Here is a 25736-nt window from a genome sequence, read left to right as displayed (position 1 = left end):
AGCCCCTCATGCCTGAATTACCTGAAGTCGAAACCACCCGCCGCGGTATTGCGCCTCACCTGGAAGGGCAACGCGTCAGCCGGGTGATCGTGCGTGATCGCCGTCTGCGCTGGCCGATTCCTGAAGACCTGGACGTGCGCTTGTCCGGACAGAAGATCGTACTGGTCGAGCGTCGTGCCAAGTACCTGCTGATTCAGGCCGAAGTGGGGACCTTGATCAGTCATTTGGGCATGTCTGGTAATTTACGGCTGGTTGAGGCCGGATTGCCGGCGCTCAAGCATGAGCATGTGGACATCGAACTCGAGTCGGGACTGGCGCTACGCTACACCGACCCCCGGCGTTTCGGCGCGATGTTGTGGAGCCTCGATCCACACAACCATGAGCTGTTGATTCGTCTGGGGCCTGAGCCGCTGACCGACTTGTTCGACGGCTTGCGGTTGTATGAACTGTCGCGGGGGCGCTCGATGGCCGTCAAACCGTTCATCATGGACAACGCTGTGGTGGTCGGAGTAGGCAATATCTATGCGACTGAAGCGCTATTCGCGGCGGGAATTGATCCACGACGCGAAGCGAAGAGCATCTCGAAGGCACGCTATTTGAAACTGGCCGTTGAGATCAAGCGCATCCTTGCTGCGGCTATTGAGCGCGGCGGCACAACATTGCGCGATTTCATCGGTGGCGACGGGCAGCCGGGGTATTTCCAGCAGGAGCTATTTGCTTATGGACGAGGCGGGCAGGCGTGCAAGGTCTGCGGCACTGAGTTGCGTGAGGTCAAGTTGGGGCAGAGGGCGAGTGTTTTTTGTCCTAAATGCCAGAAGTGAGGTTGATCGCCGCAAAAACCTGCTGGAGGCTTGCCGGACCACAGCACCACAGGACCACAGGACCACAGGACCACAGCACCACAGCACCACAGCACCACAGGACCACAGGACCGTTGGAGCGAGGCTTGCCCGCGAAGCTGTCTCCTCGGTTTATCTGACACTGCGCGTTGGTAGCTTCGCGGGCAAGCCTCGCTCCAACAGGAGCTTCGTTCTGCCCTTGCACATCCCCAATCCCTGTTTATAGTGAGCAACATCACCTACCGCTGAGCCTGAAGGATCACGCCATGAGCCCGTTTCGTATTCTTGCTGCCAGTCTGGCGCTGTTCTTCGGTTTGCAGGTAACCCCCGCATTCGCTCAGTCGGAAGCCACCGGCAGCGGTGATCCGGTATATCAGATCCAGAATCCTCCCGCGTTCGCGATGATGGCCGACCTGGTCATCGCCCGGCCTCTGTTGATCGTCGCCACCGTCGTCGGTGCAGGGTTATTCGTCATAGCGCTGCCGTTCACTGCCACTGGCGGGGGCATCGGCAGGACCGGCAAGGCGCTGGTGGTTGATCCCGCGAGAGCCGCGTTCGTGCGATGCCTGGGTTGCACCGGCGACAGCTACGGCGAGCAGGAGTGACCTTGGCAGGTTTTGACTACGCGTTGCAGGACGTCTGGGCGAAACACCATTGAAACGCCTATCCCACGGGGGTCGCTCGCGGCTTCTGTTCTGGCGTTGTTCTTGTTCCAGAACAGCACCTGCTGATTGCCGTAAGGCCGCTTGATTTCCTTGAGCCGATAACCGCGCTCCTGCAGATCGCTCAACTCCTGGGCAGTAAAGGCGGCGGGCTCATACTCCAGAACGTCCGGCATGTACTGATGGTGATAGCGGGCAACCGCCGCCCAGCTCGCCACCGGCTGCTCATCCAGATATTGCAGCATCGACAGCAACACCGCGCTGGGGATTCGGCTGCCTCCGGGTGTTCCGAACGCAGCAAATCCACGCGGACTCTCGATGAAGCTTGGGCTCATGCTCGACAGCGGCCGTTTGCCCGGCAGAATCGAATTGGCCTGGCTCCCGCTGACTGCGGACCCATTGCCTGGGTCCGGATTGGCCGCAAAGTCATCCATTTCATCGTTGAGCACAACGCCCGTGCCTGGCACCGTGAAGGTCGAGCCGAAGGGCAGGTTCACCGACAGCGTGGCCGCAACGGCATTGCCTTGTCGGTCCAGCACGGCGAAATGGGTGGTGTTATCGCCTTCCCGCCAGCGTGGAGCCGGCGGCAACGTGTTGTTGGATGTCGCCAAGTGCGGATCGATGCTGGTCACCAGTTGCATCAGGTAATCGGGCGCCAACACCTGTGCCAGCGGGTTGGGCACAAAGTCTGGATCGCCGAACAGCATTCGATCTCTGTAGGCGCGGCGCAGCACCTCAATCACGTAATGCGCGCGTTGCACTTTCTGCGATTCTCGCCATGGCAGTTGTTGCAGCATAAAAAGGCTTTGCGCCAACGCTATACCGCCAGCGGACGGCGGCGGGGCGGTGATCAATTCCCGTTGATCGGCCATCACAAAGCGTAACGGCTGGCGGGTTACCACCTCATATTGCTCGAAGTCGTGAAAACCCCAGATACCGCCTGCGCCCCGCACGCTGTTGACCATTGCTTGCGCAGTGAGGCCGCTGTAGAACCCGTCTCGGCCCTTGTCGGCCAGACGATCCAGGGTGGCGGCCAGTTCAGGTTGCTTGATGATCTCGCCCAAGGCTGGCACGTTATTGCCGCGCAGAAATAACCGAGCACTTTCCGGATTGGTGCGCAGTGCAAATAGCCGCCAGCTCGCGCGTTCACGGTAAACCTCGTCCACGGCAAAGCCTTCATAGGCAATGCGAATTGCGGGGGCGAGGGAAACGGTCAGCGGCAGTGTGCCGTAATGCTCTGCCAGTTCGACCAAGGCTGCCGGCAACCCCGGAATCGCCGCGGCCAATGGGCCATTGAGCGACAGATCAGGCTGCACGATGCCGTTGCGTCGATACATGGTCTGGGTGGCTTTGATCGGGGCTTTTTCTCGCGCATCGAGAAATTGATATTGCGTGGGTTCACCGGCCTGGCGAAGCAGGAAGAATCCGCCGCCGCCCAAGCCTGAAGCGTAGGGCTCAACGACCGCCAGTACCGCACTGATGGCGACGGCTGCGTCGAAAGCGTTGCCTCCCGCAATCATCACTTCCCGACCGGCGGCAGTCGCCTGGGGGTGTGCGGTTGCAATGGAGGCTTGATCAGGGTGATCGGGGCTGGCTTGGGCCAGCAATGCGCACATCAGCAACAGTGCGCCTGTAAACGAAGAAATCTGCTTGAGGTTCAGCGCCATGCGTCTCTCGCTTAAGTCGAAAATGGCAGTGATGCCAGTGTCTTCGGCGAAAGCGCGGATGCCGACGGGGGACCTTCAGTCAAACCTTCTTTGTAATGATCTCGTATTTGGTCATCAGTTCTTCTTTGCTCTCCACGTGGTTTTCATCCAGTGGAATGCAATCGACAGGGCACACCTGCTGACACTGTGGCTCGTCGTAGTGGCCGACGCATTCGGTGCACAGGTTCGGATTGATCACGTAGATCTCCTCACCTTGAGAAATCGCTTCGTTCGGGCACTCGGGTTCGCAGACGTCGCAATTGATGCAATCGTCGGTGATGATCAGGGACATGGATACTCCTGCCACGGTCGGCACCGGGGCATATGAAAACTAATGCGACGAATTGTGCCGTATTAGCGCTTCAGATGCACCCAGGCGTCGACGCAATGCCTTCAGCGTTTGAATTTCTCGTTCAAGGCCTGCATCACGGCCGGATGTACGAATTTGCTGATATCACCCCCCAACGCTGCGATTTCTCTGACCAGCGTAGATGAAATGAACGAGTAGCGTTCTGACGGCGTAAGAAAAAGACTTTCGACGTCCGGCGCCAACTGCTTGTTCATGTTGGCCAGTTGAAATTCGTATTCGAAATCGGACACTGCCCGCAGGCCGCGCAGCAGAACGTTAGCGTTTTGCTCCTGGGCAAAATGCGCGAGCAATGTGGAGAAGCCCATTACTTCGACATTGGGCAGGTGTTTAGTGACTTCACGCGCCAGATCCACGCGCTCTTCCAGCGAAAACAGAGGGCTTTTCTTCGGGCTGGCAGCCACGGCGATGACTACTTGATCGAACAGGCGCGAGGCGCGCTCAACCAGATCGCCATGACCCTTGGTGATCGGGTCGAAGGTGCCTGGATACAAAACTCGGTTCATCGCGTCGTCCTGGCCGGAGTCCGTTGGGGAGTGGGATGGTAGCGCAGCCTAACCGGTCGTGAAAGCCGGAGCGTCAGGACTGAAGCCGTTCGACCAACCCAGCCGCCAGCTGCGCCGTCAGCCCGTACACCGATAATTGAGGATTGGCGCCAATACTGGTGGGGAATAGCGAGCCGTCGTGAATCGACAGATTTTCCAGTTGGTGATGACGCCCCAGGCTGTCCACGACTGCAAGGCTTTGATCTTCTCCCATCGCACATCCTCCCATGACATGGGCGCTGCCCAGACGCGTTCGGAAAATTTCCATCCTTAGCCCATCGATCAATGCACGCGATTGAGCCAGCGTTGTCACATAGCGCGCATCGGCATGCAATGGCATCACCTTCTTTGCGCCGCCGGCAAACTGAATCTCGGCCATGCTGTGCAACGCCCGATGCAGACCATCCCACGCGTAGGACGACACCTGATAATCCAGCACCGGCGTCCCGTCGCCGCGCAGATGCACGTCACCACCAACGCTTTCGGGATGAAAACCATCACGCATCAATGCCAGCATCATCTGCGTATGCGGCAGTTGCGCCATGCGTTCGGCGTTCTCCTGGCCAAATCCTCCCAACAGCGTACTGGCCAGAGCAGGTTGCAGCGGAGGGACTTCCAGCTTGTAGGCCATCGGACCCGTGATGCCGTCGATCCATTGGAAATGATCTGAGTAAATCGACTGTGGCGCGCCGTAGAACGGGTTGATCACCTGATCGAACTGCGCCGCCGAAAAGCCAGTCAGGTGCAAAAACGTGCGCTTGCCCACGCGCTGGTGGGGATCTGGCGCATCGGAGCGCATCAGCAGCGCAGGCGTATTGATCCCGCCGCCAGACAGTACGGTGTGCCGGGCCTTGATGCTGATTTTTCGCCCGGTTGGCGCCACACAGCGCTCGTCCATGGCGACACATTCGACGCCCAGCACCTTGCCATTCTGGATGATCAGCCGGTCAGCGCGCGCCAGATACAGCAGCTCACCGTGGTTTTCCAGCGTGGCGGGAATGGTTGTCACCAGCATCGATTGCTTGGCATTGGTCGGGCAGCCCATGCCGCAGTAGCCAAGATTCCAGCAGCCGCGCACGTTACGCGGGATCACGCTCCAGCTGTACCCCAACGATTCACAGCCTTTGCGCACGACATCGTTGTTGGCGTTGGGCGGCATGATCCAGGGTGCGATGCCCAGCCGTTTTTCCATCTTGTCGAACCACGGTGCCATCTCGGCCGGGCTGTGACCTTTGATGGAATAGACATCTGCCCAGTGCCCCAGGGTCAGGGCCGGAGTGCGGAAACTCGACGTCCAGTTGATCAACGTCGTCCCGCCCACCGCCCGGCCCTGCAGAATGGTAATTGCGCCGTCTTTGCTCATCCGGCCGATACCCTCCTGGTACAGACTGGCGTAGGCCTGGTCTTCCAGCATCGTAAAGTCGGTGCTGGTCTTGAGCGGCCCTTCCTCGACGATGAGCACTTTTAGCCCCGCTGCGCTAAGAATTTCCGCCGTGGTGCCACCACCCGCGCCGCTGCCGACGATCACGACGTCAGCCTCCAGGGTGAGGTCCTTATCGAGCCTTGAGCCGTCGTAGGTTGTCCAGCCGCGGGCCAGGCCTTCGCGGAATATGTCGGGAACAGGCATATAACCTCGTTGCTTATTATTTTATTATTTTATTGTTTTCGACAGCGATCAGACTTTGGGTGGGCCGGGGTATCCGCACTGAGTCCACGACTCCGCGCTGCTGTACCACGCCATCATCACCAGTTGCAGCAGTGCGTTGTGGCCCATGCGCAACAGGTCCAGCGAGCTGTTTTCCCAGCGGTGCAGAAAATGGCGGATGTCTGCGTCGTCGGCGTTTTTCCAGCTGCCCCAAATGCCGGTCAGCGGCCCACGGGTGATTGCCATCGCCAGCACGTCGAACAGCTGTTGCGTCAGTTTGAGCATTTCTGGGGATAAGTGGGCGAGGGTGTAATCGGCGCTGTGCAATGTTGCGTCGGTTGCTGCCTCTGGCGACGATCTCGACACACTGCCGTCCAGCATCACCGGGATCAGCGCTCGCAGAAAGGGCAAGTCGCTGTCGCGCAGTACGCTGAAACCGTTGGACGCGGTGCTGCTGGAGCATCCGCTGAGGCTCGCTGTCACGCCGGCAGTGGCGAGGAATGCGCTGGCACAGAGCCCGATTTTCAGCATTTCCCGGCGTGAAACGCTTGGGGTTTGGGGCAGTTGGTTGATCATGGTTTTTATCTTTATTGTTGTTGTGGACCGATTTGGCGAACGGGCTAATCACGCCAGATACATTCCCTGTAGGAGCTGCCGAAGGCTGCGATACGTATCTGTCTGACCCACCGCAATCGCAGCCTCGCGGTGCTCGTCAGCTCCTACAGGAATCAGCGCCGGGTGCCGATTCGCTATCGGATAAACAATCGGTAAATCAGCTTCTGAATCGTCTTGCCATACGGCGGATAAATCAGCCGGGCAGCGTTGAAGCGTTGCTTGGTGAACACGCCTTTGGCCTTGCTGAAGGTCAGAAAGCCCTCGTGACCATGATAGTGGCCCATCCCGGAGGCGCCGATCCCGCCGAAAGGCAAGTCGTCCTGAGCGACGTGCAGCAAGGTGTCATTCAGACAAACACCGCCCGAATGCGTCTGTTCCAGCACACGCTGTTGCTCAAGCTTGTTGTAGCCGAAGTAGTAGAGCGCCAGTGGGCGAGGGCGTTGGTTGATGTAGTCAAATGCCTGCTCGATTCGGTCATACGGCACGATGGGCAAGAGCGGGCCGAATATCTCGTCTTGCATCACGATCATGTCGTCATTGACGTCGAGCAACAGGCTGAACGGCATGCGTCTGCCTTGTCCCCGAGCAAACAGCGAAATAATCTTCGCGCCTTTGCTGCTGGCGTCGACAAGATAGCGCTCAAGCCTGGCGACCTGCCTGGGGTTGATGATCGCGGTGTAGTCCGGGTTATCCGCAAGCGTCGGATAAAAGCCTGATACTGCCTGTTTGTAAGCTTCGACGAATCCAATCACGCGATCTCTGGGCACCAGCACGTAGTCCGGCGCTACGCAGGTTTGTCCTGCGTTCATGGTCTTGCCGAACGCGATACGCTCAGCTGCATCCTTGAGTGGGACATCTTGGGAAACGATGGCGGGTGATTTTCCACCCAGCTCCAGTGTGACCGGCGTCAGGTTCTCCGCTGCGGCACGCATCACGTGCCGGCCGACGCTGGTGGCGCCGGTGAACAATAAATGATCAAAAGGCAGTCTCGAAAACGCAATGCCGACCTCCGCTTCACCCAGGACCACACTGACCAGGTCCTGCGGGAAAACCTTCGCCAGTAATCGCTTGAGCAGTTCTCCGGTGGCGGGGGTTGACTCGCTCAGCTTGAGCATCACCCGGTTGCCTGCGGCCAATGCTCCCACCAGCGGACCGATGGCCAGAAATAGTGGGTAATTCCACGGCACGATGACGCCCACCACGCCAACAGGCTGATAAATGACTTTTGCCGATGCTGGCTGAAACGCCAACCCCACCTTGCGGCGCGACGGCCTCATCCACTTTTTCAGATGGCGGCTGGCGTAATGGATGTTGTGCAAGCTGGGCATGAGCTCGGCGAGCAAGGTTTCATCTGCGCTTCGATGACTGAAGTCAGCGCTGATGGCGTCGATCAACGCCTGCCTTTCGTCGCTGAGCAGCGTACGAAGCGTCTTCAGCCACTGCAGTCTTTGTGCTGCCGCCGGCATTGGATTGGCTGAGAAGGCTTGTCGTTGCTGGGCAAATACCTGTTCGAGCTCGCCCACATGAGAGTCTTGATGCTCTGGGGCTAGTAAGTGCGCGGACTCGGCAGGCATCTTGGTGGTTCCTTTTTTAGTTGTAGGCCTTTTCTAGAGTCAGTGCTCTATAAAGTCAATGTCCTACGCTACCCGAAGACATGGAGTCTCAATGCGCACGGATTATTTCGCGTTCTTCTTTTCCCTGTTTCTATCGCGTCTGGCCGATCAGATTCTGTTGTTTATCGTGCCGCTGATCGTCTACCAGACCACTGAAAGTGCATCCCTGGCTGGGCTGGCCTTTTTTATTGAGTCGCTGCCGCGCTATTTGGCCTTCCCGATCTGCGGCGCGCTGTGCGACCGGTTTTCGCCTATCAAGATCTTGCAGATCAGTCAGATTTATCGCGCTGTGGCCTGCGTCGTCGCCGTGCTCTTTAATGGCGTGTTCGAGGGCATTTACTGGCTGGTGATCCTGTCGGCAGTGTGCGGTGTGTTGACGACGCAGGGGATCATGGCAAGAGAAGTGGTCATGCCCCACATCTTTGCTCATTACCGCTACGCCAAAACCCTGTCGTACTCACAAATCGCCGACCAGAGCGGACTGGTTTTGGGCCCGCTGGTGGCAGCTTTACTGTTGGAAGTATGGACGTGGCACGCAGTTGTGATCGGTGTCGCCAGTCTTTTTATGCTGGCAGAAATGGCAATGTGGTTCTGGAAAAAACAAAGCACTGCTGTATTGCCGCGCTTCGAGCAGCATCCCGGTGCCTGGATCAAACCGCTCAAAATCGCTTTCGGGCATATCTCCTCCACGCCGCAGTTGCAGAAAATCATTACGTTGGCGGTCGGGGTAAACCTGATGATCGGCGTTACATTAGCGACTTCGGCGGCCATGGTGGTCGGCTCGTTTGGTGAATCAAAAGACCACTATGCTTTGCTGCAGGCACTGGGCGCCGGGGTCACAATCGCCATTCTGATGGTGCTCGCCAGATTCGATCTGCCCCTCAAGCTGCTGGGCGTCGCTTCCTATTCGCTTATTGTGCTCGGCGCATTGATCAGCGCTACAAGCCCTACGCTCAGTGGCTATGTGTTCGGTTTTCTGTTGATCGTCGGCTTCGACAAGATGTTCAACGTGTACATCCGCAGCGTTCGTCAGCAGGTAATTCCGGTGAAGGATTTCGGCAAAACCGTGGGCGTTATTACCTTGCTCAACAATGTTTCGCAGCCGTTGGCTGGTTTGCTAGTAGCACTGCTGACGGCGCCCATGGGTTTGCGTGGAGTCATTATCGGGTTGGCGTCGCTGACCTGCATAATCGGAGTCAGCGTAACGCTCATGTTCAAAGCCCGGAATGCTGCGTCGGTCGATGGATGATGGCTGCACTCCTGGCAGACGCTTGCGTTAAGATCCGGAGTACGCCGTTACATCTGGATCTCCGAGCTGAATATGGCCCCTCGCATCAAAACCCGCCAACGCATCGTGCAGAGCAGTCTCGAACTGTTCAATCTGCACGGTGAGCGCAGCATCAGCACTAACCACATTGCTGCGCACATGGAGATTTCACCGGGCAATCTGTATTACCACTTCCCTAACAAGCAGGCGATCATCGCCGAGCTGTTCACCGAATATGAAGTACTGGTAGACAGTTTTCTGCATCCACCCAAGGGCCGTCTGCTCACCATCGAAGATCAGCGCCATTACCTGTTGGCCATTCTCGACTGTATGTGGCGTTATCGATTTCTGCACCGCGACCTCGAACATCTGCTTGAAGCCGACCCTGAACTCGCTGCGCGCTACCGGCGTTTCTCTCAGCACTGCCTGATCCAGGCCATGGCGATTTTCGGTGGTTTTGTCGAGGCGAACATCCTCGCCATGGACAACGTCCAGATCGAATCGCTGACGCTCAATGCGTGGATCATCCTGACCTCGTGGATCCGTTTTCTTTGCACCTTGCGCGAAGACGCCGCATTCCTCAGCGAGGACGCCGTGCGCCGTGGCGTTTATCAGGTGCTGATGCTGACAATGGCCTACGTCACCCCGCAGGCGAGCGATGCCGTCAATGCGCTGTGCGAAGAATTTTACGTGCCGCTGATTCAGGCATTGGAGGAAGCGCACTGAAGCTTGTCTATCTGTTCATGTTCAACGAATGATCCCTTTCGATTGCCAGCAGGAGCCCATCATGTCCATCGCGCAACTGATCAGCCCACAACAATTGGCTGAACGCCAACAACAACCGGGGCTGGTGATACTCGATTGTCGTTCCTCGCTTGAAGACCTGGATTACGGTCAACGCAGCTACGCAGAAGGGCACATTGAGGGCTCGTGTTATGCCGATCTGCTCAATGACCTGAGTGGCGCTATCAAGAAAGGCGTGACTGGGCGCCATCCGCTTCCCAATCCGCAGATGTTGATTGAGCGCCTGCAAACCTGGGGTGTGAATAACGACAGCGATATCGTGCTGTATGACGACGGCCCCGGCGCTTTTGCCGCCCGGGCATGGTGGTTGCTGGCATGGCTGGGCAAGCGCGAGGGCGTGTTCATCCTCGACGGCGGTTTGAAAGCCTGGCACGCAGCAGGTCTGCCGTTGAGCCTGGACTCGGCCTCGCACAAGCCGGGCTTTTTCAGCGGCCAGCCCGATGAGTCGCTGGTGTTGACGGCTCAAGAGCTGCAGGAGCGATTGGGGCAACCTGAGCTGACCTTGATCGATGCTCGGGCGCCAGCGCGCTTCCGGGGTGAAGTCGAGCCGATCGATCCGGTTGCTGGCCATATTCCGGGCGCGAAGTGCGCAGCCTTCACGGATAACCTTGGCGCTGATGGGCGGTTTCTGCCTGCCGAGCAGCTCAAGCAGCGTTTTGCCCAGACGCTGGCGGGGCGTTCACCGGACAACCTGGTCGCCTATTGCGGCTCAGGAGTGACGGCTTGCCATAACCTATTCGCGTTGTGCCTGGCGGGCTATCCGTTAGGCGGGCTATATGCCGGTTCGTGGAGCGAGTGGATCACTGATCCCGCGCGTGAAGTCGCGACCGGCGAGTAACCTAACGCCATGCATAGGTTCTGTAGGAGCTGCCGAGGTACGAAGGCTGCGATGCGGTGTGTCAGGGAAACCGCTATCGCAGCCTTCGTAACCTCGGCAGCTCCTACCGGCGGCGTTGCTCCGCTAACGCAGGCGATTCAAATCTGGCCCATCCCCCAGCGCAGCAAGAAGAACACCAGCAAACCGCCACCAATCGTCGCCAGCAGATTTCGGCTAAACGCGGCAATCGCTATCGCCACAATGCCTGCCAGCAAATACGCGTTATCCAGCCCCAACTGCCAATGCTCGCCATCCGGAATCAACATCCCCGGCACTACAATGGCTGTCAGTACGGCCGTGGGCACGTAATGCAGACCTTGGCGCACCACGGGCGGGAAATGCAGGTTCGGCCAGGCGAACAGGCTGTAGCGCAGCATAAAGGTGATCGCGGTCATTCCGAGGATCAGCCACCAATAGCTCATGAATGAAGCTCTCCGCTGGATGCATCTTCAGGTGTACGCCAGCGTTCCAGGGCTACGCCAACGGCAATGCCGCTGAACGCTGCGGCCATTAAACCGAGCTTGTAGGGCAGGGTGTAGGTTATGAGCCCGACTGCGCCGGCAGCCAATGCGGCGGCTATTTGCGGTTTATTACGCAGCAGTGGCACGACAATGCCAATGAAGGTCGCCAGCATCGCGAACTCCAGGCCCCAGCTTGCCATGTCCGGCACTGCATGCCCGAACAACACCCCCACCAACGAACTGCTCACCCAACAGGCATATAAAGCGCTGGTCACGCCGAGCCAATACCAATGCGCCAAGGGCGTGCGGCCATGCACCAGATAAAAACGCTGAACCACGGCAAATGTTTCGTCGGTCAGCCAGAAGGCCAGCAACAGGCGCCATCGCTGGGGCAGCCCTTGCACTTGGGGCTGCAACGTTGCGCTGTACAGGACGTGGCGCAGGTTGACGATGAAGGTGGTCAGCAAAATCACAACGGCGCTGGCACCGGTGCCCATCAGGCTGATGACGATGAACTGCGCGGAGCCGGCGTAGACGAACAGCGACATCCCCACGGCTTGCCATAACGACAACCCCGAGATCCCGGCCAGGGTTCCAAAGATGATGCCGAAGGGCGCAATGCCGACCAGCATCGGCACACTGTCGCGAAGGCCGCGAACGAAGAGTTGACTGCGAGGCATGGGAGTTTCTCCTTATGCCCGGCATGTTAAGCGAGTGGTTACTGGGTGTCTTGGATGTTTGTGCACGGGTGCTGGCTCCTACAAACCCGGGGAACCGTGCACATCCAGCAGCCAGGCCGGAATCCTTCGCTCAAGGTAATAGCTCGGGTTTTTGATTGATCCATCGACAAATCCGACATGGCCGCCCCGGCTTTGCAGGTCGAATTCGGTGCTGGCGGACAGCTCCGACATTTCGGGCAGGCTGTGCTTGAACACGAACGGATCATCCAGCGCCTGGATCAGCAGGGTTGGGGTGCGGATGTCTCCGAGAAAGTAACGGCTGGAAGCACGACGGTAATAGTCCTGCGCATCAGCAAAGCCATTCAGTGGCGCGGTCACCCGGCCATCGAAGTCCCAGAACGTGCGCATGTTCTCCAGCGAGCCCAGGGCTGCCAATTCTGCCAGCCCTTCACTCAGTCCTTCGTGCTGGAAACGCCGCTGCTTGTCCTTGATGTAGCCCACCATTTCGCGCATGAAGTGCCGCTGATAGACCTTGGAAAAGCCTTGGCCGATCCGGTCTGCGCATTCGTCCAGCCGAAACGGTACTGACACCGCCACAGCTCCCTGCAGATTGCTGTCCAGCCCAGACTCGCCTAAGTGTTTGAGCAAAATATTGCCGCCCAGCGAATAGCCTACGGCGTACAACGGGGCCAGAGGCCGAGCCGCACGCAGATGGGCGATGACCGCAGCCAAATCCTCACTCGCGCCGGAGTGGTAGCTGCGTGACAGCAAATTCGGTTCGCCAGAACAGCCGCGCCAGTTCAGTGCCACGCTGGCCCAGCCGTGTGTCGCCATGGCTTGTTGCAGCCCTGCCACGTATGGGGAATTGCTGGAACCGGTTAGGCCATGAAGTACTAAAACCAGTGGGACGTCCGCCTCGTGAGGGCCGTGCCAGTCCATGTCGAGAAAGTCGCCGTCTTCCAGCCACATCCGCTCGCGCCGACGCTCAAGGTGAACGGTTTTGCGCCAGAGCGGGCCCCACAAGGTCTGCAAGTGCGGGTTGCCCAAGCCAGTGGCGGGTTTGAAGGGTTTGGCGCAGAAGCTTGGCACGCGTAGCTCCGGTGGCAGTTCAGGTATTTGCATTCGGTCTGTAGGAGCCAACTTGTTGGCGAGGCGGCGTGTCGGGCTAAACGCCTCGCGAATAAATTCGCTCCTACAGGGATGCGTCAGCCCGCAGTTACGCTTCTTTCCCACAATGCGTAATGCACTTGCCCGGCTTTTTTCTCGCGGTGCAGACGCCAGTTACCCGGCAGCCCCAATGTGGACGGAGCCGTCTCGCTTTCAGTGTAGATCCACGCGTTATCGGCCAGCCAGTGGCGTTCTTCCAGCAAGGTGCACGCCGGGACGAGCAGGTTCTGGTGGAAAGGCGGGTCCAGGAAGACCACGTCGAACTGCTCGGCGGGCTGAGTTTCGAGATAACGCAGCGCGTCGTCCTTGGCGGCCTTGCCCACTGTGCAACGCAACGTCCCCAGATGCTCGCGCAGGTTGGACACGACGGCAGAGTTGCTGTCCAGCGCCAGGCCCATGGTGGCGCCACGGGACAGCGCTTCGAGGTACAACGCGCCGCTGCCGACGAACGGGTCGAGCACGCGGGCGCCTGCGATGTACGGCGCAAGCCAGTTGAAGACTGTTTCCCGGACGCGGTCCGGTGTAGGACGCAGGCCCGGGGTGTCAGGGAAACTCAGGCGTCGACTGCGCCATTCGCCGCCGATAATCCGTAGATGGCCGAGACCGGTATGGATTTTGTGCCCTTTGTGGATACGGGGCGGCTGATTAGTAGGCATTAATGCTCCGGAACGCCGAGCGGTTGCTCGGCCGGTTTGTCAGTGGGCGGTGGCAATGGCTTCTGCGGCACGGTTGGCCCTGCAGTCACGATCACCAGCTTGTCGGCGTCGAGGTGCTTGTTCATGACAGCTTTGACCTGCTCGATGGTCAGGCTTTGCGACTGCTGCATGAAGTCTTCAAGGTAGTTCAGTGGTAGGCCGTAGAAGCCGATAGCGCCCAGTTGCCCGACGATTGCCGAGTTGCTTGCGGTCGACAGCGGGAAGCTGCCGGCCAATTCGCGCTTGGCGTCGTCCAGCTCTTTCTGGGTTGGGCCATTGGCAAGGTAGTCACGGACGATGTCCTTGACCAGCTTGAGCGTGTTGTCGCTCAGCTCGGCGCGGGTTTGCAGTCCGATCATGAACGGGCCTTGGGCCTGCATCGGCGTGAACCCTGAGGATACGCCGTAGGACAGTCCGCGTTTTTCGCGGACTTCGGTCATTAGTCTGCTGCCAAAACCACCACCGCCCAGCACCGAGTTACCCAGCGACAAGGCTGCGTAGTCGGGGTCGGCGCGGTCGATGCCCAGTTCGGCGAGCATCAAATGAGTCTGTTTGGACGGGAACTCAATGTGAGTTTCAACGGCTCCGGGCTGCGCAGGCTGCGGCATTTTCGGCAGCGCGGGGCCTTTGGGCAGCGACGATGAAACCTCTGCTGCGACTGCCTCGGCCTCACTGCGTGACAGATCGCCAACCAGCGCGATCACGGTGTTGCCTGCCGCATAGGCCCGGGCATGAAAGGCTTTTAACTGAGCAATGGTGATCGGCGTAATGCTTTTGGCAGTGCCGTCGCTCGGGTGGGCGTAAGGATGATCACCGTACAGTCGCTTGAACAGCTCATCGCCCGCCAGCTTTCCAGGGTTTTGCTTCTGGTATTCAAAGCTTGCCAGTAGCTGGTTTTTGATTCGCGCCAGTGAGTCGGTCGGGAAAGTTGGCTTGCCGACGACCTCCGAGAACAGCTTCAGCGCAGGATCGCGTTTATCCGTCGCGCTCAGGCTGCGCAGCGACGCCACTGCCATGTCGCGATAAGAGCCATTGCCGAAGTCGGCCCCCAGGCCTTCAAAACCCTCGGCGATGGCGCTGACGTCCTTGCCTTTGACGCCTTCATTGAGCATAGCGTTGGTGAGCAGCGCTATGCCGGGCGTCTTTTGATCCTGGCTGCTGCCAGCGGCGAAGATCAGTCGCAAATCGAACATTGGCAACTCATGAGCTTCGACAAACATGACCTTGGCGCCTTCGGCGGTTTGCCAGGTCTGGATATTCAGGTCGCGGCGTGCAGGTGCTTTGCCATCGAGTTCTTTCAGTGATTCTAACGTGTTGGCCGGTTTGGCCGGCGTTTGCTCTGGGGTTGCCGAAGGTGCTGTCGCCTCGGGTGCTGTGTCGGCAAAAACAGAGGTCGCGCCGAACAGGCCGAGCGTCATGGCGATCAGCAGCGCAGTGGCCCGCGGTCGCGCCTGTAGTGTCACGTTGCGCTTACTCATGGGCTTTCTCCTCAGGCAAAACATGCGCAACGGCAAGGCGTTCGCGGGTGAAATACGTGCGAGCAGCCTTCTGGATGTCTTGCGGAGTGACGCTTTGCAGCGCTTCAAGCTCCTCGTCCATCAATTTCCACGACAAGCCGACTGTTTCCAGTTGGCCGATGGTGGTCGCCTGGCTGGTGATCGAATCGCGTTCGAACACCACGCCGGCAATCACTTGCGCGCGAACACGCTCAAGCTCTTCCTTTGACGGCGGTTTGGTTTTCAGCTCGTTGAGCAGGCGCCAGATTCCGGCTTCGGCGTCCGCAAGCGTCTTGTTCTTTTGCGCATTCGGCGTGGCGTTGATGGTGAACAGGCTGTCGCCACGGGTAAAGGCGTCGTAATCGGACGATGCGCCGCTCACCAGTTCTTCGCCACGCTCCAGACGTGCAGGAATGCGGGCGCTGTAGCCGCCGTCGAGCAGGGCAGAAATCAACCGCAGGGCATTGACCATGCGCGGGTCTACAGCGGTGGAGAGGCTGGGGACGTTGAAACCGTACATCAGCCCCGGTAACTGCGTCGCCACGTGAAGGGTGATCTGGCGTTCGCCGGGCTCGGCCAGCTCCAACGGTTTTTTAGCGGGAGGTACGTCACGGCGAGGCACCGGTCCGAACCAACGTTCGGCCAGGGCTTTCACTTCGTCCGGTTTTACATCGCCGACCACGACCAGCGTGGCGTTGTTCGGCACGTACCAGGATTCGTACCAGTGGCGCAGCTCTTGAACGTTCATGCGATCAAGGTCAGCCATCCAGCCGATAGTCGGCGTGTGATAGCCGCTGGCGGGGTAGGCCATGGCTTTGAAGCGCTCATAAGCTTTGGAGTTTGGCTTGTCATCGGTGCGCAGCCGGCGCTCTTCCTTGATGACTTCGATCTCGCGGCTGAATTCTTCCGGCGGCAGACGCAGCGTCGCCATGCGGTCGGCTTCCAGCTCAAATGCCACGCTCAGGCGATCGCGGGCCAGTACCTGGTAATAAGCGGTGTAATCGTCGCTGGTGAAGGCGTTTTCCTCAGCGCCCAGGTCGCGCAGCATCAGCGACGCCTCGCCAGGGCCTGCTTTGGAGCTGCCTTTGAACATCATATGCTCTAGAGCGTGAGACAGGCCGGTCTGGCCTGGGGTCTCGTAGCTCGACCCGACCTTGTACCAAACCTGAGAGACCACGACGGGCGCGCGATGGTCTTCGCGCACGACGACTTTGAGGCCGTTATCCAGGGTGAACTCATGGGTGGGTTGCGGGTCGGCAGCCAAAGCCGTCAAGGGCAGGCAAATCGTGCTGAGCAGCAGGCCTGCGGCGCAGCGGGCTAGAGCATTCATTCGTAATCGGAACCTTCGAAGCGGCCAGCGCGAACTTAGCGCTGGCGGGCGCGGGGGTGTTAGGATAGCGGCCGGTTTGCTTGCCGACTACGACTAAGATGTAGGAGCTTTCGGATAAGGTCCTGCCAGAACGCAGATCCCTTGTAGAAGCTGCCGAAGGCTGCGAAGCGATTCGCGGGCTTATCCCGGCCTAGCCAGCAGATGAACAAGCGAACGTAAAAGCAGTCTGTTTCGCATCAATAGAATTTTTCAGAGGCGCCGCTCTGGCGCGTCGCTACCGTGAGATAGCCGTCCTCCATGTTTGGTTCCAACGACGACAAGAAGACCCCAGCCCCGGCTGGCGAGAAGAAAGGCCTGTTCGGATGGCTGCGCAAAAAGCCGCAGGAAACCGTCGCCGATCAGCCCCAAGACTTATCCACAGCAGCGCCTGAACCCGTCGTCGAACAGACGCCGGTCGTTGCTGAGCCGCAGATTGCGCCAGCAACCGCGCCTGAGCCCGTCGTGCAAGTCACCGCACCGGTCGAGCTTGCTCCCGCTGCCGAGCAGATAGCGCCTCAAGTGCCAGCCGCCCAGCCATGGCTGAAACTGCCGGTCGCTGAAGAGCCGGTTGCGCTGACCGATGAGCGCGAGCCCCACGTCACGCCGCAAATTCCCGCGCATACGGCCTCTCACATCGAGCCGGCCCTTGTTCCTCCTGCAGAAGTTGCCCAAGCGCCTGTTGCTGTCCCCCCGGCTGAATCCGCGCCTGCCGTAGAGCCGTTGCCCGTTGCGGCCACCCCGGCCCCCATTGCCGAGCCTGTATTCCCAGCGCCTGCGGTCACAGTCGTGCCGACGACGCAAACCCCCGCGCCTGTTGTTGCTCCGGTTATTCCGGCGCCGCTCGTCGAGCCACCTTCTGTCCCTGTCAGTACCGCACCCGTTGCGACCGCGGAATCGAAACAACCCGGCTTTTTCGCCCGTCTCAAGCAAGGCCTGTCGAAAACCAGCGCCAGTCTGGGCGAAGGCATGGCCAGTCTGTTCCTTGGCAAGAAGGCCATCGACGACGACATGCTCGATGAGCTTGAGACCCGTTTGTTGACCGCTGACGTCGGCGTCGAAGCCACGACATTGATCGTCAAGAACCTGACCCAGAAGGTCGCGCGCAAGCAGTTGACCGACAGCGATGCGCTGTACGCCTCCCTGCAGGGTGAATTGACCGCGATGCTCAAGCCAGTTGAGCAGCCGCTGGTGATCAAGAGCGAGCACAGGCCATTTGTGATTCTGGTGGTGGGCGTCAATGGCGCGGGCAAAACCACGACCATCGGCAAGCTGGCGAAAAAGCTCCAGCTCGATGGCAAGAAAGTCATGCTGGCGGCGGGCGACACGTTCCGCGCGGCGGCAGTTGAACAGCTTCAAGTGTGGGGCGAGCGCAACAGCATTCCGGTCATTGCCCAGCATACTGGCGCTGACTCTGCGTCAGTGATCTTCGACGCCGTGCAGGCCGCCAAGGCCCGTGGCATTGATGTGCTGATCGCCGACACCGCCGGTCGACTGCACACCAAAGACAACCTGATGGAAGAACTGAAGAAGGTTCGCCGGGTAATCAGCAAGCTCGACGCCGACGCGCCCCACGAAGTGCTGCTGGTGTTGGACGCTGGCACAGGGCAGAACGCAATCAATCAGGCCAAGCAGTTCAATCAGACCGTCAATTTGACTGGCCTTGTGTTGACCAAACTCGATGGCACCGCCAAGGGCGGGGTTATCTTCGCCCTGGCCAAGCAGTTCGGTCTGCCGATTCGTTATATCGGTGTCGGTGAAGGCATCGACGACCTGCGCACATTCGAGGCCGAAGCGTTCGTTCAGGCCTTGTTCGCGGAACGGGAGCGTCCATGATTCGTTTCGAGCAGGTTGCCAAACGCTATCCAAATGGCCATGTAGGCCTGCATGAACTGAGCTTTCGCGTGCGTCGCGGCGAATTTTTGTTCGTTACCGGGCATTCCGGTGCAGGCAAAAGTACGCTGCTGCGCTTGCTGTTGGCGATGGAGCGTCCAACGTCCGGCAAATTACTGCTGGCGGGGCAAGACCTCGGTCAGATCAGCAGCGCGCAGATTCCCTTTCTACGTCGCCAGATTGGTGTGGTGTTTCAGAATCACCAGCTGTTGTTCGACCGCACGGTGTTCAACAACATCGCGCTGCCGTTGCAGATCCTCGGCCTGTCGAAGTCTGACATCGTCAAGCGTGTCGATTCGGCTCTTGAGCGTGTGGCGCTGTCGGATAAAGCCGAGCTGTATCCTGGCGATTTGTCCACAGGTCAGCAGCAACGGGTCGGGATTGCCCGCGCCATCGTTCACCGGCCGGCCTTGCTACTGGCGGATGAGCCCACCGGTAACCTCGATCCACGATTGGCTGCAGAGATCATGGGTGTTTTTGAAGACATCAATCGTCTAGGCACAAGCGTGCTGATCGCCAGTCACGACTTGGCCCTGATCGCACGCATGCGCCACCGCATGCTGACCCTGCAACGCGGTCGATTGATCGGTGATGGGGAGGCGGGCGCATGAGTGCCACACGTAGCCCCAAAGTGTCCGAGCGCGTCGCACCCAAAGCCGGCGAACCTGACCCGAAGAAGAAAAAGCAGCGCAGCGAAGACGACGGTCCTGATTTTGGCACCCTGTTTCATGCCTGGATTGAAGCGCACCGCTCAAGCCTGCTCGACAGCTTGCGTCGGTTGGGCAAGCAGCCGATCGGCAGCTTCTTCACTTGTTTGGTCATGGCGATTGCCTTGAGCCTGCCGATGGGCTTGTCGTTGCTGCTGAGCAATGTCGAGCGCTTGGGCGGGTCCTGGCAGCGCGCTGCGCAGATTTCACTTTATCTGCAGCTGGATGCTTCGCCCAACGAGGGTGATGCACTGGTTGGCCAGATCAAAGGCATGCCTGGCGTCGCCGATGCGCAGTACATCAGCCGTGATCAGGCGCTTAACGAGTTCCAGCAGCAGTCGGGACTGGGTGAGGCGCTGAAGGAATTGCCGGAGAATCCGTTGCCGGGAGTGGTGGTGGTCACGCCTGACGAGGTTGACAAACCCGCGCTGGAGGCGTTACGTACGCGTCTGGCCGAATTGCCCAAGGTTCAGCAGGCCCAGCTGGATCTGGTGTGGGTCGAGCGGCTGGCCGCTATTCTCAAGTTGGGTGACCGCTTCGTTTTCGGTCTGACTTTGCTCTTGGTGGCGGCGTTGTTACTGGTCATCGGTAACACCATTCGTCTGCACATCGAGAATCGTCGCACGGAAATCGAGGTCATCAAGCTGGTTGGCGGTACTGATAGCTATGTACGCAGGCCCTTCCTTTATATGGGCGCGCTGTATGGGCTGGGGGCGGGTTTCCTGTCCTGGGGCGTGCTCGCGTTTGGCTTGAACTGGTTGAACGAGGCAGTGGTTCGGCTGGCGGGGCTGTACGGCAGCAATTTCTCGCTGGCGGGCGTACCTGCCGCCGACGGTCTGTCGCTCTTGCTTGGCGCCGTGCTGTTGGGGTATATCGGTGCGTGGATTGCAGTGGCGCGCCATTTGAGAGAGCTGGCACCTCGTTAAGTTATCGTTCAGTTTTCCCGTGTATATTTTGTTTCATCTATTGACTTTTCAGCTCAGGGAACTTGTTTAGCGGTCCCCGGTCAATTTCGCAGTGCTGAACTGCACGAATACGTGAGTCGGAGGTTTTTTCGTATGACCACTTCTTTGCAACCTGTTTATGCCCTGGTTCCCGGTGCAAACCTGGAAGCCTATGTGCACACGGTCAACAGCATCCCGCTGCTGACCCCTGAACAGGAGCGTGAACTGGCCGAGAGTCTCTATTATGAGCAGGATCTTGGGGCGGCTCGGCAGATGGTGCTCGCCCACCTGCGTTTTGTTGTGCATATCGCACGCAGTTATTCCGGATACGGTCTGGCTCAGGCTGACCTGATCCAGGAAGGTAACGTCGGCTTGATGAAAGCCGTGAAGCGCTTCAACCCTGAGATGGGTGTGCGTTTGGTGTCTTTTGCAGTGCACTGGATCAAGGCGGAAATTCACGAGTTCATCCTGCGCAACTGGCGCATCGTGAAGGTCGCGACCACCAAAGCCCAGCGCAAACTGTTCTTCAACCTGCGCAGTCAGAAGAAGCGTCTGGCCTGGCTGAATAACGAAGAAGTGCATCGCGTGGCTGAAAGCCTGGGCGTTGAGCCGCGCGAAGTGCGCGAGATGGAAAGCCGTTTGACCGGTCATGACATGGCGTTCGACCCGGCTGCAGAAGCCGACGACGACAGCGCATTCCAGTCGCCGGCCAACTATCTGGAAGACCATCGTTACGATCCGGCGCGTCAGCTGGAAGATTCCGACTGGACTGATACCTCCACCGCGAACCTGCACGAAGCGTTGAACGTGCTGGACGATCGCAGCCGCGACATTCTCTATCAGCGCTGGCTGGCTGAAGAGAAGGCGACGCTGCATGACTTGGCCGAGAAGTACAACGTCTCTGCCGAGCGGATTCGTCAGCTTGAGAAAAGCGCGATGAACAAGCTCAAGGTCTCGATTGCTGCGTAAGCGGTGAGCGCTACAATTAAAAACGCCCCGATCTGATCGGGGCGTTTTTGTTTGGGCCGTGTCGCGTTAGGCGCTTGTCGTGGGAGGGAGCTTGCTCGCGAGACGGCGGCACAGTCGAAAAATATGTATCGGATGCGCTGGCCTCTCGCGAGCAAGCGCCCTCCAACTTTATGGTCATCACCAGCGACGGCTGTGATTGAGCCCCACCAGATACTCATCTCCTCCCAACTGGCGCATCTGCTGTCGAATCCAGCCAGCGCGCCGCGACACATAACTGCTCGGTCGGCTGGCGCTCCATTCCCGTGGATTAGGCAGCACGGCGGCCAGATAACTCGCCTGTTGCGTCGATAACTGTCCCGCGTTCACATGGAAATGATGCTGCGCAGCAGCTTGCGCACCGAACACGCCGTCATCCCACTCTACGCTGTTCAGGTAAACCTCAAGAATTCGCTGCTTGGACCACAAGATCTCGATCAGACCGGTAAACCAGGCCTCCAGCCCTTTGCGAAAGTAACTGCGACCCGACCACAGGAACAGGTTCTTTGAAACCTGCTGGCTCAGCGTACTGGCGCCGCGCAACGAACCGCCCTGTTCGTTGTGGACAAGCGCTGCCTGGATGGCGTCGATGTCGAAACCCCAGTGCTCGGCGAACTTCTGATCTTCCCCGGCAATGACAGCGACTTTCAAGTCGTCAGAGATTTTGTCCCACGGCTGCCAGTCGCGCTGCAGGTCGATGGGCTGGCCGTTGAACCACGATTCGACCTTGCGTTCTACCATCAGCGCGGTACCGGGCGGCGGCACCCAGCGAAAGATCAATACCAGCACGACACTCGCCGCTGCGAACCAGAGCAGGCCTTTGACAACACGTTGAAGAAGGAAACGCAGCATAGAGATGGCTTGGCCGAACCCATTGAGCGGGCCATTATACAGACCACGCGCCATTGAACGATTTTTGACTGGAGTTACACATGCTTCGAACCTTCCTGATGTTGGCAGCCTTCTTCGGTTTCACTGGCGTTGCGCTGGGCGCCTTCGGCGCACACGGCCTGAAAAATCGCCTGAGCGCCGAGTACATGGCGATCTTCCAGACCGGCGTGCTTTACCAGTTGATCCACGCGCTGGCGATCTTTGGTGTGGCATTGCTGGCGATGCAGATCCAGGGCCGACTGGTTACCTACGCGGGCATCGCGTTCACGCTGGGTATCATCCTGTTCTCTGGCAGTCTTTATCTGCTGACCCTGACCGGCATCACAAAGCTCGGAATCATCACCCCGTTTGGTGGCCTGTGCTTCTTGCTGGGGTGGGCGATCCTGGGATGGACCGCCTGGCAATTGGGCGTCGAAAGGCTCTGATCGGGCAAACCTGACTCGCCAGTCCAGCGCAAGACGAATGGCGCTGCTTTGCCTTGGTCATCCCGACTGATCGGGCTAGAATGCTCGCCCCCTAAAATGATGGCTGCCGACCCGCATGCACATTCAGTTGAACGGTGAACCCTATGAAGTGCCCGATGGCGAAACCGTCGCGGCGCTGCTGACGCGTCTGGAGCTGGTCGGACGTCGAATCGCGGTTGAGCTCAATCTGGATATCGTCCCGCGCAGCCAACATGTGTCCACGGCCCTGCGCGATGGCGATCAGGTTGAAGTGGTCCACGCAATCGGTGGCGGCTAGGTCGCCTCTGTCAGTCCAGACAACTGCAAGAACCTCAATCACACAGAGGATTTCCGATGAGCAACGTTCGTAGCGACAAGCCCTTCATCGTGGCCGGTCGGACTTTCCAGTCGCGCCTGCTGGTTGGCACCGGTAAATATAAGGACATGGAAGAAACCCGTCTGGCCATCGAAGTCTCGGGCGCTGAAATCGTGACCGTGGCCGTGCGCCGAACCAACCTGGGCCAGAACCCCAACGAGCCGAACCTGCTCGACATCCTGCCACCAGATCGCTACACGATCCTGCCGAACACCGCAGGCTGCTACGACGCCATCGAGGCCGTGCGCACCTGCCGTCTGGCGCGTGAACTGCTCGACGGCCACAACCTGGTCAAGCTCGAAGTGCTGGCTGATCAGAAGACCCTGTTCCCCAACGTGATTGAAACCCTCAAGGCCGCCGAAACGCTGGTCAAGGACGGTTTCGACGTGATGGTTTACACCAGCGACGACCCGATCATTGCCCGCCAGTTGGCCGAAATTGGTTGCTGCGCGATCATGCCGCTCGCCGGTTTGATCGGCACCGGTCTGGGCATCTGCAACCCTTACAACCTGCGAATCATTCTTGAAGAATCGAAAGTCCCGGTGCTGGTCGATGCCGGTGTCGGCACTGCGTCTGATGCCACCATCGCCATGGAGTTGGGTTGCGAAGCGGTATTGATGAACTCGGCGATCGCCAACGCGCAACAGCCGATCCTGATGGCTGAAGCGATGAAACACGCCATTCTGGCTGGCCGCATGGCATATCTTGCCGGGCGCATGCCGAAAAAACTCTATGCCAGCGCGTCCTCGCCGCTGGATGGTCTGATCAAGTAAGAGCCCGTTGATGATTGACTCACAAACGCCTGACCCGCTTCCCGAAGACGAAGTGATGAACGAAGAAGACGGTACACCGCCGAGCGATACTCGCGAGCATCGCCGTATCAAGAGCTTCGTGATGCGTGCCGGTCGCATGACCGAAGGCCAGCAACGCGGTCTGGATCAAGGCACGCCGTTGTTCGTTCTGCCGCTGGCCGACGCGCCAGTCGACTTTGATCAGGTGTTTGGCCGCTCGGCGCCGCGCACTCTGGAAATCGGCTTCGGCATGGGGCATTCGCTGCTGGAGATGGCAGCCGCTGCCCCCGAGCACGACTTCATTGGCGTGGAAGTGCATCGTCCGGGTGTCGGCGCACTGCTCAACGGCGTGTTGACTCAGGGGCTGACCAATCTGCGGGTCTACGATTGCGATGCGATTGAAGTGCTCAACCGCTGCATTGCCGACAACAGCCTTGATCGCCTGATGCTGTTCTTCCCCGACCCGTGGCACAAGTCGCGTCATCACAAGCGCCGCATCGTGCAGGCCGAGTTCGCCGAGTTGGTGCGCAGCAAGCTAAAAGCCGGCGGCGTGCTGCACATGGCCACCGACTGGGAACCTTACGCGGAGTACATGCTGGAAGTGATGAACGTAGCGCCGGGTTATCGCAACCTCGCCGAAGACGGCAAATGCGTGCCGCGCCCTGCGGAACGCCCGATCACCAAATTCGAGCGCCGGGGCGAACGCCTTGGGCATGGAGTTTGGGATTTGAAGTTCGAAAAAATCTCTTGATTGACTGTCCTGTCGCGCCCCTTCAACGACCGGGCGCGAAGAGGACATTTATGTCCGAACTTTCCTACCTGCTTTAGCGAGCTATCCCGATTTTTTAGCGCCAGTGTCTGGCGTTTTATCTCCGGCCAATCACTTAGCCTCTCGCGGTTGCACATTTTCAACCAAACGAGAGAGTCTGAAAGATGAAAAAACTATTGGGTCTTGCGTCGCTTGCCGCCCTGATCGCCGTTACCAGCGGCTGCGTCAGTTACAACGCTAGCCAGCCAGCGATGCCGCTGTCGGGCGAAGTCAAAACCGACCTCAAAGCAGATGTAAAAGTGGGTGAGGCAATCAGCGGCGAGTCTTCCACCAATGTACTGTTCGGCTGGTTGAACATCGGCGGCGACAACCAGTTTGCCGATGGTGTTTCATACGGCGGCGCAGGCGGTTCCGCCATGGGGCTGCCTTTCCCGGACCCTGTCGCCAATGCCAAAGCAGCTGCGGCTTACAAGGCCGTCAAGTCGTCAGGCGCCGACCTGATCGTCGCCCCGCGCTACGAAGTCACCGTCAATGACTACTTCATCTTCAAACAGGTGAACGTGAAAGTGACCGGCAACAAAGGCAGCATCCAAAGCATCCGTTGACAGGTGCGCAACAAAAAAGGGGAAGCTTCGGCTTCCCCTTTTTCATGATTGCATTCCTGTAGGCGCGAATTCATCCGCGAGAAGCCCGTAAGGCCCACAGATTTTTCGTCGCGCGAGCCATCGACTCGCGAATGAATTCGCTCCTACAGAAACCGGATGTTCGGGGGCAGCATCACTTACGATCCGCCACCACCCCAATCAACACCAGCACCACCAACAGCACCGGCGCCAGGCTGTAGTTGTTGAACTGGCTCAAGCCGCGCACCACCCATGGCGTAGCGTAGATCAGTGCGGCGCCGCTGCCGATGGTGCAGAGCAGCGCCATGACCGGGATGCGCAAGGCGCCGGCGAAACTGCTCAGACGGCCTTCGATCCAGCCTTTGATGTCAGCGCCAAACAGAATCAACAGACAGCCCACCAACGCCAGCGCGATTTCGGAGAGATTGCTGCGGCTCCAGCGCGAAACGTTGGCGAGCAGGTCGAGAATGAAGTCCATGGGGTGTCCTT

The 25736-nt window shown here is 58.9% G+C and carries 28 protein-coding genes; 14 read left to right on the top strand and 14 right to left on the bottom strand.

Annotated features, from left to right (window positions below):
• The first annotated feature begins 8 nt into the window (after window positions 1-8).
• Both mutM and ACWKWM_RS14785 read left to right on the top strand, forming a co-directional pair.
• Window positions 9-821 (top strand): bifunctional DNA-formamidopyrimidine glycosylase/DNA-(apurinic or apyrimidinic site) lyase, encoded by an 813-nt coding sequence (gene mutM, locus ACWKWM_RS14790; protein ID WP_483846848.1) that lies wholly within the window; start codon window positions 9-11, stop codon window positions 819-821.
• 284 nt (window positions 822-1105) lie between these two features.
• Window positions 1106-1444, top strand: coding sequence for a multidrug transporter (locus ACWKWM_RS14785; protein WP_483846847.1), 339 nt, complete (start codon window positions 1106-1108; stop codon window positions 1442-1444).
• Here the strand turns inward: ACWKWM_RS14785 and ggt are convergent.
• From ggt to ACWKWM_RS14755, 6 genes are all read right to left on the bottom strand, one after another.
• Complete coding sequence (gene ggt, locus ACWKWM_RS14780; RefSeq protein WP_483846846.1) at window positions 1426-3168, bottom strand: gamma-glutamyltransferase; 1743 nt, start codon at window positions 3166-3168, stop codon at window positions 1426-1428. The two genes, ACWKWM_RS14785 and ggt, sit on opposite strands and share 19 nt — an antisense overlap.
• Before the next feature lie 79 nt (window positions 3169-3247).
• Complete coding sequence (locus ACWKWM_RS14775) at window positions 3248-3499, bottom strand: YfhL family 4Fe-4S dicluster ferredoxin (RefSeq protein ID WP_483837235.1); 252 nt, start codon at window positions 3497-3499, stop codon at window positions 3248-3250.
• A gap of 101 nt (window positions 3500-3600) precedes the next feature.
• Window positions 3601-4080 carry a pantetheine-phosphate adenylyltransferase gene (coaD, locus tag ACWKWM_RS14770; protein WP_483846845.1) on the bottom strand — a complete coding sequence of 160 codons (480 nt, stop codon included), beginning with the start codon at window positions 4078-4080 and terminating at the stop codon, window positions 3601-3603.
• Between the two features lie 73 nt (window positions 4081-4153).
• Window positions 4154-5746: a GMC family oxidoreductase gene (locus ACWKWM_RS14765; RefSeq protein ID WP_483846844.1), complete on the bottom strand. Its 1593-nt coding sequence runs from the start codon at window positions 5744-5746 to the stop codon at window positions 4154-4156.
• Window positions 5747-5794: 48 nt separating this feature from the next.
• Window positions 5795-6340 carry a twin-arginine translocation pathway signal protein gene (locus ACWKWM_RS14760; protein WP_483846843.1) on the bottom strand — a complete coding sequence of 182 codons (546 nt, stop codon included), beginning with the start codon at window positions 6338-6340 and terminating at the stop codon, window positions 5795-5797.
• Between the two features lie 173 nt (window positions 6341-6513).
• Complete coding sequence (locus ACWKWM_RS14755) at window positions 6514-7953, bottom strand: coniferyl aldehyde dehydrogenase (RefSeq protein ID WP_483846842.1); 1440 nt, start codon at window positions 7951-7953, stop codon at window positions 6514-6516.
• 91 nt (window positions 7954-8044) lie between these two features.
• On the opposite strand from ACWKWM_RS14755, the gene ACWKWM_RS14750 reads away from it, so the two are divergent.
• From ACWKWM_RS14750 to ACWKWM_RS14740, 3 genes are all read left to right on the top strand, one after another.
• A complete protein-coding gene (locus ACWKWM_RS14750) occupies window positions 8045-9241 on the top strand; it encodes an MFS transporter (RefSeq protein ID WP_483846841.1) in 1197 nt (398 codons plus the stop codon).
• A 72-nt stretch (window positions 9242-9313) separates the two neighbouring features.
• A complete protein-coding gene (locus tag ACWKWM_RS14745; protein ID WP_483846840.1) occupies window positions 9314-9985 on the top strand; it encodes a TetR/AcrR family transcriptional regulator in 672 nt (223 codons plus the stop codon).
• 61 nt (window positions 9986-10046) lie between these two features.
• Window positions 10047-10901, top strand: a complete 855-nt coding sequence (locus ACWKWM_RS14740) for a sulfurtransferase (RefSeq protein WP_483846839.1) — start codon at window positions 10047-10049, stop codon at window positions 10899-10901.
• 137 nt (window positions 10902-11038) lie between these two features.
• Here ACWKWM_RS14740 and ACWKWM_RS14735 read toward each other — a convergent pair whose 3' ends face one another.
• The 6 genes from ACWKWM_RS14735 to ACWKWM_RS14710 all read right to left on the bottom strand — a co-directional run bounded on the left by ACWKWM_RS14735 (window position 11039) and on the right by ACWKWM_RS14710 (window position 16769).
• A complete protein-coding gene (locus ACWKWM_RS14735; protein WP_483846838.1) occupies window positions 11039-11362 on the bottom strand; it encodes an AzlD domain-containing protein in 324 nt (107 codons plus the stop codon).
• Window positions 11359-12081, bottom strand: a complete 723-nt coding sequence (locus ACWKWM_RS14730) for an AzlC family ABC transporter permease (RefSeq protein WP_483846837.1) — start codon at window positions 12079-12081, stop codon at window positions 11359-11361. The genes ACWKWM_RS14735 and ACWKWM_RS14730 overlap by 4 nt, the downstream gene beginning before the upstream one ends.
• A 78-nt stretch (window positions 12082-12159) precedes the next feature.
• Complete coding sequence (locus tag ACWKWM_RS14725) at window positions 12160-13170, bottom strand: hydrolase (RefSeq protein ID WP_483846836.1); 1011 nt, start codon at window positions 13168-13170, stop codon at window positions 12160-12162.
• 116 nt (window positions 13171-13286) lie between these two features.
• Window positions 13287-13904 (bottom strand): 16S rRNA (guanine(966)-N(2))-methyltransferase RsmD, encoded by a 618-nt coding sequence (gene rsmD, locus ACWKWM_RS14720; RefSeq protein WP_483846835.1) that lies wholly within the window; start codon window positions 13902-13904, stop codon window positions 13287-13289.
• Entirely contained in the window at window positions 13904-15421 is a 1518-nt protein-coding gene (locus ACWKWM_RS14715) for a M16 family metallopeptidase (protein ID WP_483846834.1), read from the bottom strand. The genes rsmD and ACWKWM_RS14715 overlap by 1 nt, the downstream gene beginning before the upstream one ends.
• Window positions 15414-16769, bottom strand: a complete 1356-nt coding sequence (locus ACWKWM_RS14710; RefSeq protein ID WP_483846833.1) for a M16 family metallopeptidase — start codon at window positions 16767-16769, stop codon at window positions 15414-15416. Before ACWKWM_RS14710 ends, ACWKWM_RS14715 begins: the two co-directional genes overlap by 8 nt.
• Window positions 16770-17066: 297 nt before the next feature.
• On the opposite strand from ACWKWM_RS14710, the gene ftsY reads away from it, so the two are divergent.
• From ftsY to rpoH, 4 genes are all read left to right on the top strand, one after another.
• Window positions 17067-18641 (top strand): signal recognition particle-docking protein FtsY, encoded by a 1575-nt coding sequence (gene ftsY, locus ACWKWM_RS14705; RefSeq protein WP_483846832.1) that lies wholly within the window; start codon window positions 17067-17069, stop codon window positions 18639-18641.
• Entirely contained in the window at window positions 18638-19309 is a 672-nt protein-coding gene (gene ftsE / locus ACWKWM_RS14700) for a cell division ATP-binding protein FtsE (protein WP_483846831.1), read from the top strand. The genes ftsY and ftsE overlap by 4 nt, the downstream gene beginning before the upstream one ends.
• On the top strand, window positions 19306-20331 hold the full coding sequence (gene ftsX / locus ACWKWM_RS14695) for a permease-like cell division protein FtsX (protein ID WP_483846830.1): 1026 nt from the start codon (window positions 19306-19308) through the stop codon (window positions 20329-20331). Before ftsE ends, ftsX begins: the two co-directional genes overlap by 4 nt.
• Window positions 20332-20463: 132 nt before the next feature.
• Window positions 20464-21318, top strand: a complete 855-nt coding sequence (gene rpoH, locus ACWKWM_RS14690; RefSeq protein ID WP_483846829.1) for an RNA polymerase sigma factor RpoH — start codon at window positions 20464-20466, stop codon at window positions 21316-21318.
• Between the two features lie 177 nt (window positions 21319-21495).
• Here rpoH and mtgA read toward each other — a convergent pair whose 3' ends face one another.
• Window positions 21496-22206, bottom strand: a complete 711-nt coding sequence (gene mtgA / locus ACWKWM_RS14685; protein WP_483846828.1) for a monofunctional biosynthetic peptidoglycan transglycosylase — start codon at window positions 22204-22206, stop codon at window positions 21496-21498.
• Window positions 22207-22286: 80 nt separating this feature from the next.
• On the opposite strand from mtgA, the gene ACWKWM_RS14680 reads away from it, so the two are divergent.
• From ACWKWM_RS14680 to ACWKWM_RS14660, 5 genes are all read left to right on the top strand, one after another.
• Window positions 22287-22670, top strand: coding sequence for a DUF423 domain-containing protein (locus ACWKWM_RS14680; RefSeq protein WP_483846827.1), 384 nt, complete (start codon window positions 22287-22289; stop codon window positions 22668-22670).
• Window positions 22671-22785: 115 nt separating this feature from the next.
• A complete protein-coding gene (gene thiS / locus ACWKWM_RS14675) occupies window positions 22786-22986 on the top strand; it encodes a sulfur carrier protein ThiS (RefSeq protein ID WP_483837216.1) in 201 nt (66 codons plus the stop codon).
• A gap of 56 nt (window positions 22987-23042) precedes the next feature.
• Complete coding sequence (locus ACWKWM_RS14670) at window positions 23043-23837, top strand: thiazole synthase (protein ID WP_483846826.1); 795 nt, start codon at window positions 23043-23045, stop codon at window positions 23835-23837.
• A gap of 55 nt (window positions 23838-23892) precedes the next feature.
• The gene (gene trmB, locus ACWKWM_RS14665) at window positions 23893-24606 is read left to right on the top strand and encodes a tRNA (guanosine(46)-N7)-methyltransferase TrmB (RefSeq protein WP_483846932.1); all 714 of its coding nucleotides are present in this window, start codon (window positions 23893-23895) and stop codon (window positions 24604-24606) included.
• A 182-nt stretch (window positions 24607-24788) separates the two neighbouring features.
• Entirely contained in the window at window positions 24789-25229 is a 441-nt protein-coding gene (locus ACWKWM_RS14660) for a hypothetical protein (protein WP_483846825.1), read from the top strand.
• Window positions 25230-25401: 172 nt separating this feature from the next.
• Here ACWKWM_RS14660 and ACWKWM_RS14655 read toward each other — a convergent pair whose 3' ends face one another.
• Window positions 25402-25725, bottom strand: coding sequence for a DUF3392 domain-containing protein (locus ACWKWM_RS14655; RefSeq protein WP_483846824.1), 324 nt, complete (start codon window positions 25723-25725; stop codon window positions 25402-25404).
• Window positions 25726-25736 lie beyond the last annotated feature (11 nt).

The sequence above is a fragment of the Pseudomonas rosaeacicularis genome (genome assembly GCF_057128745.1).
The sequence above is the reverse complement of the archived record's forward strand: the minus strand, read 5'-3'. Positions and strand labels throughout refer to the sequence as shown.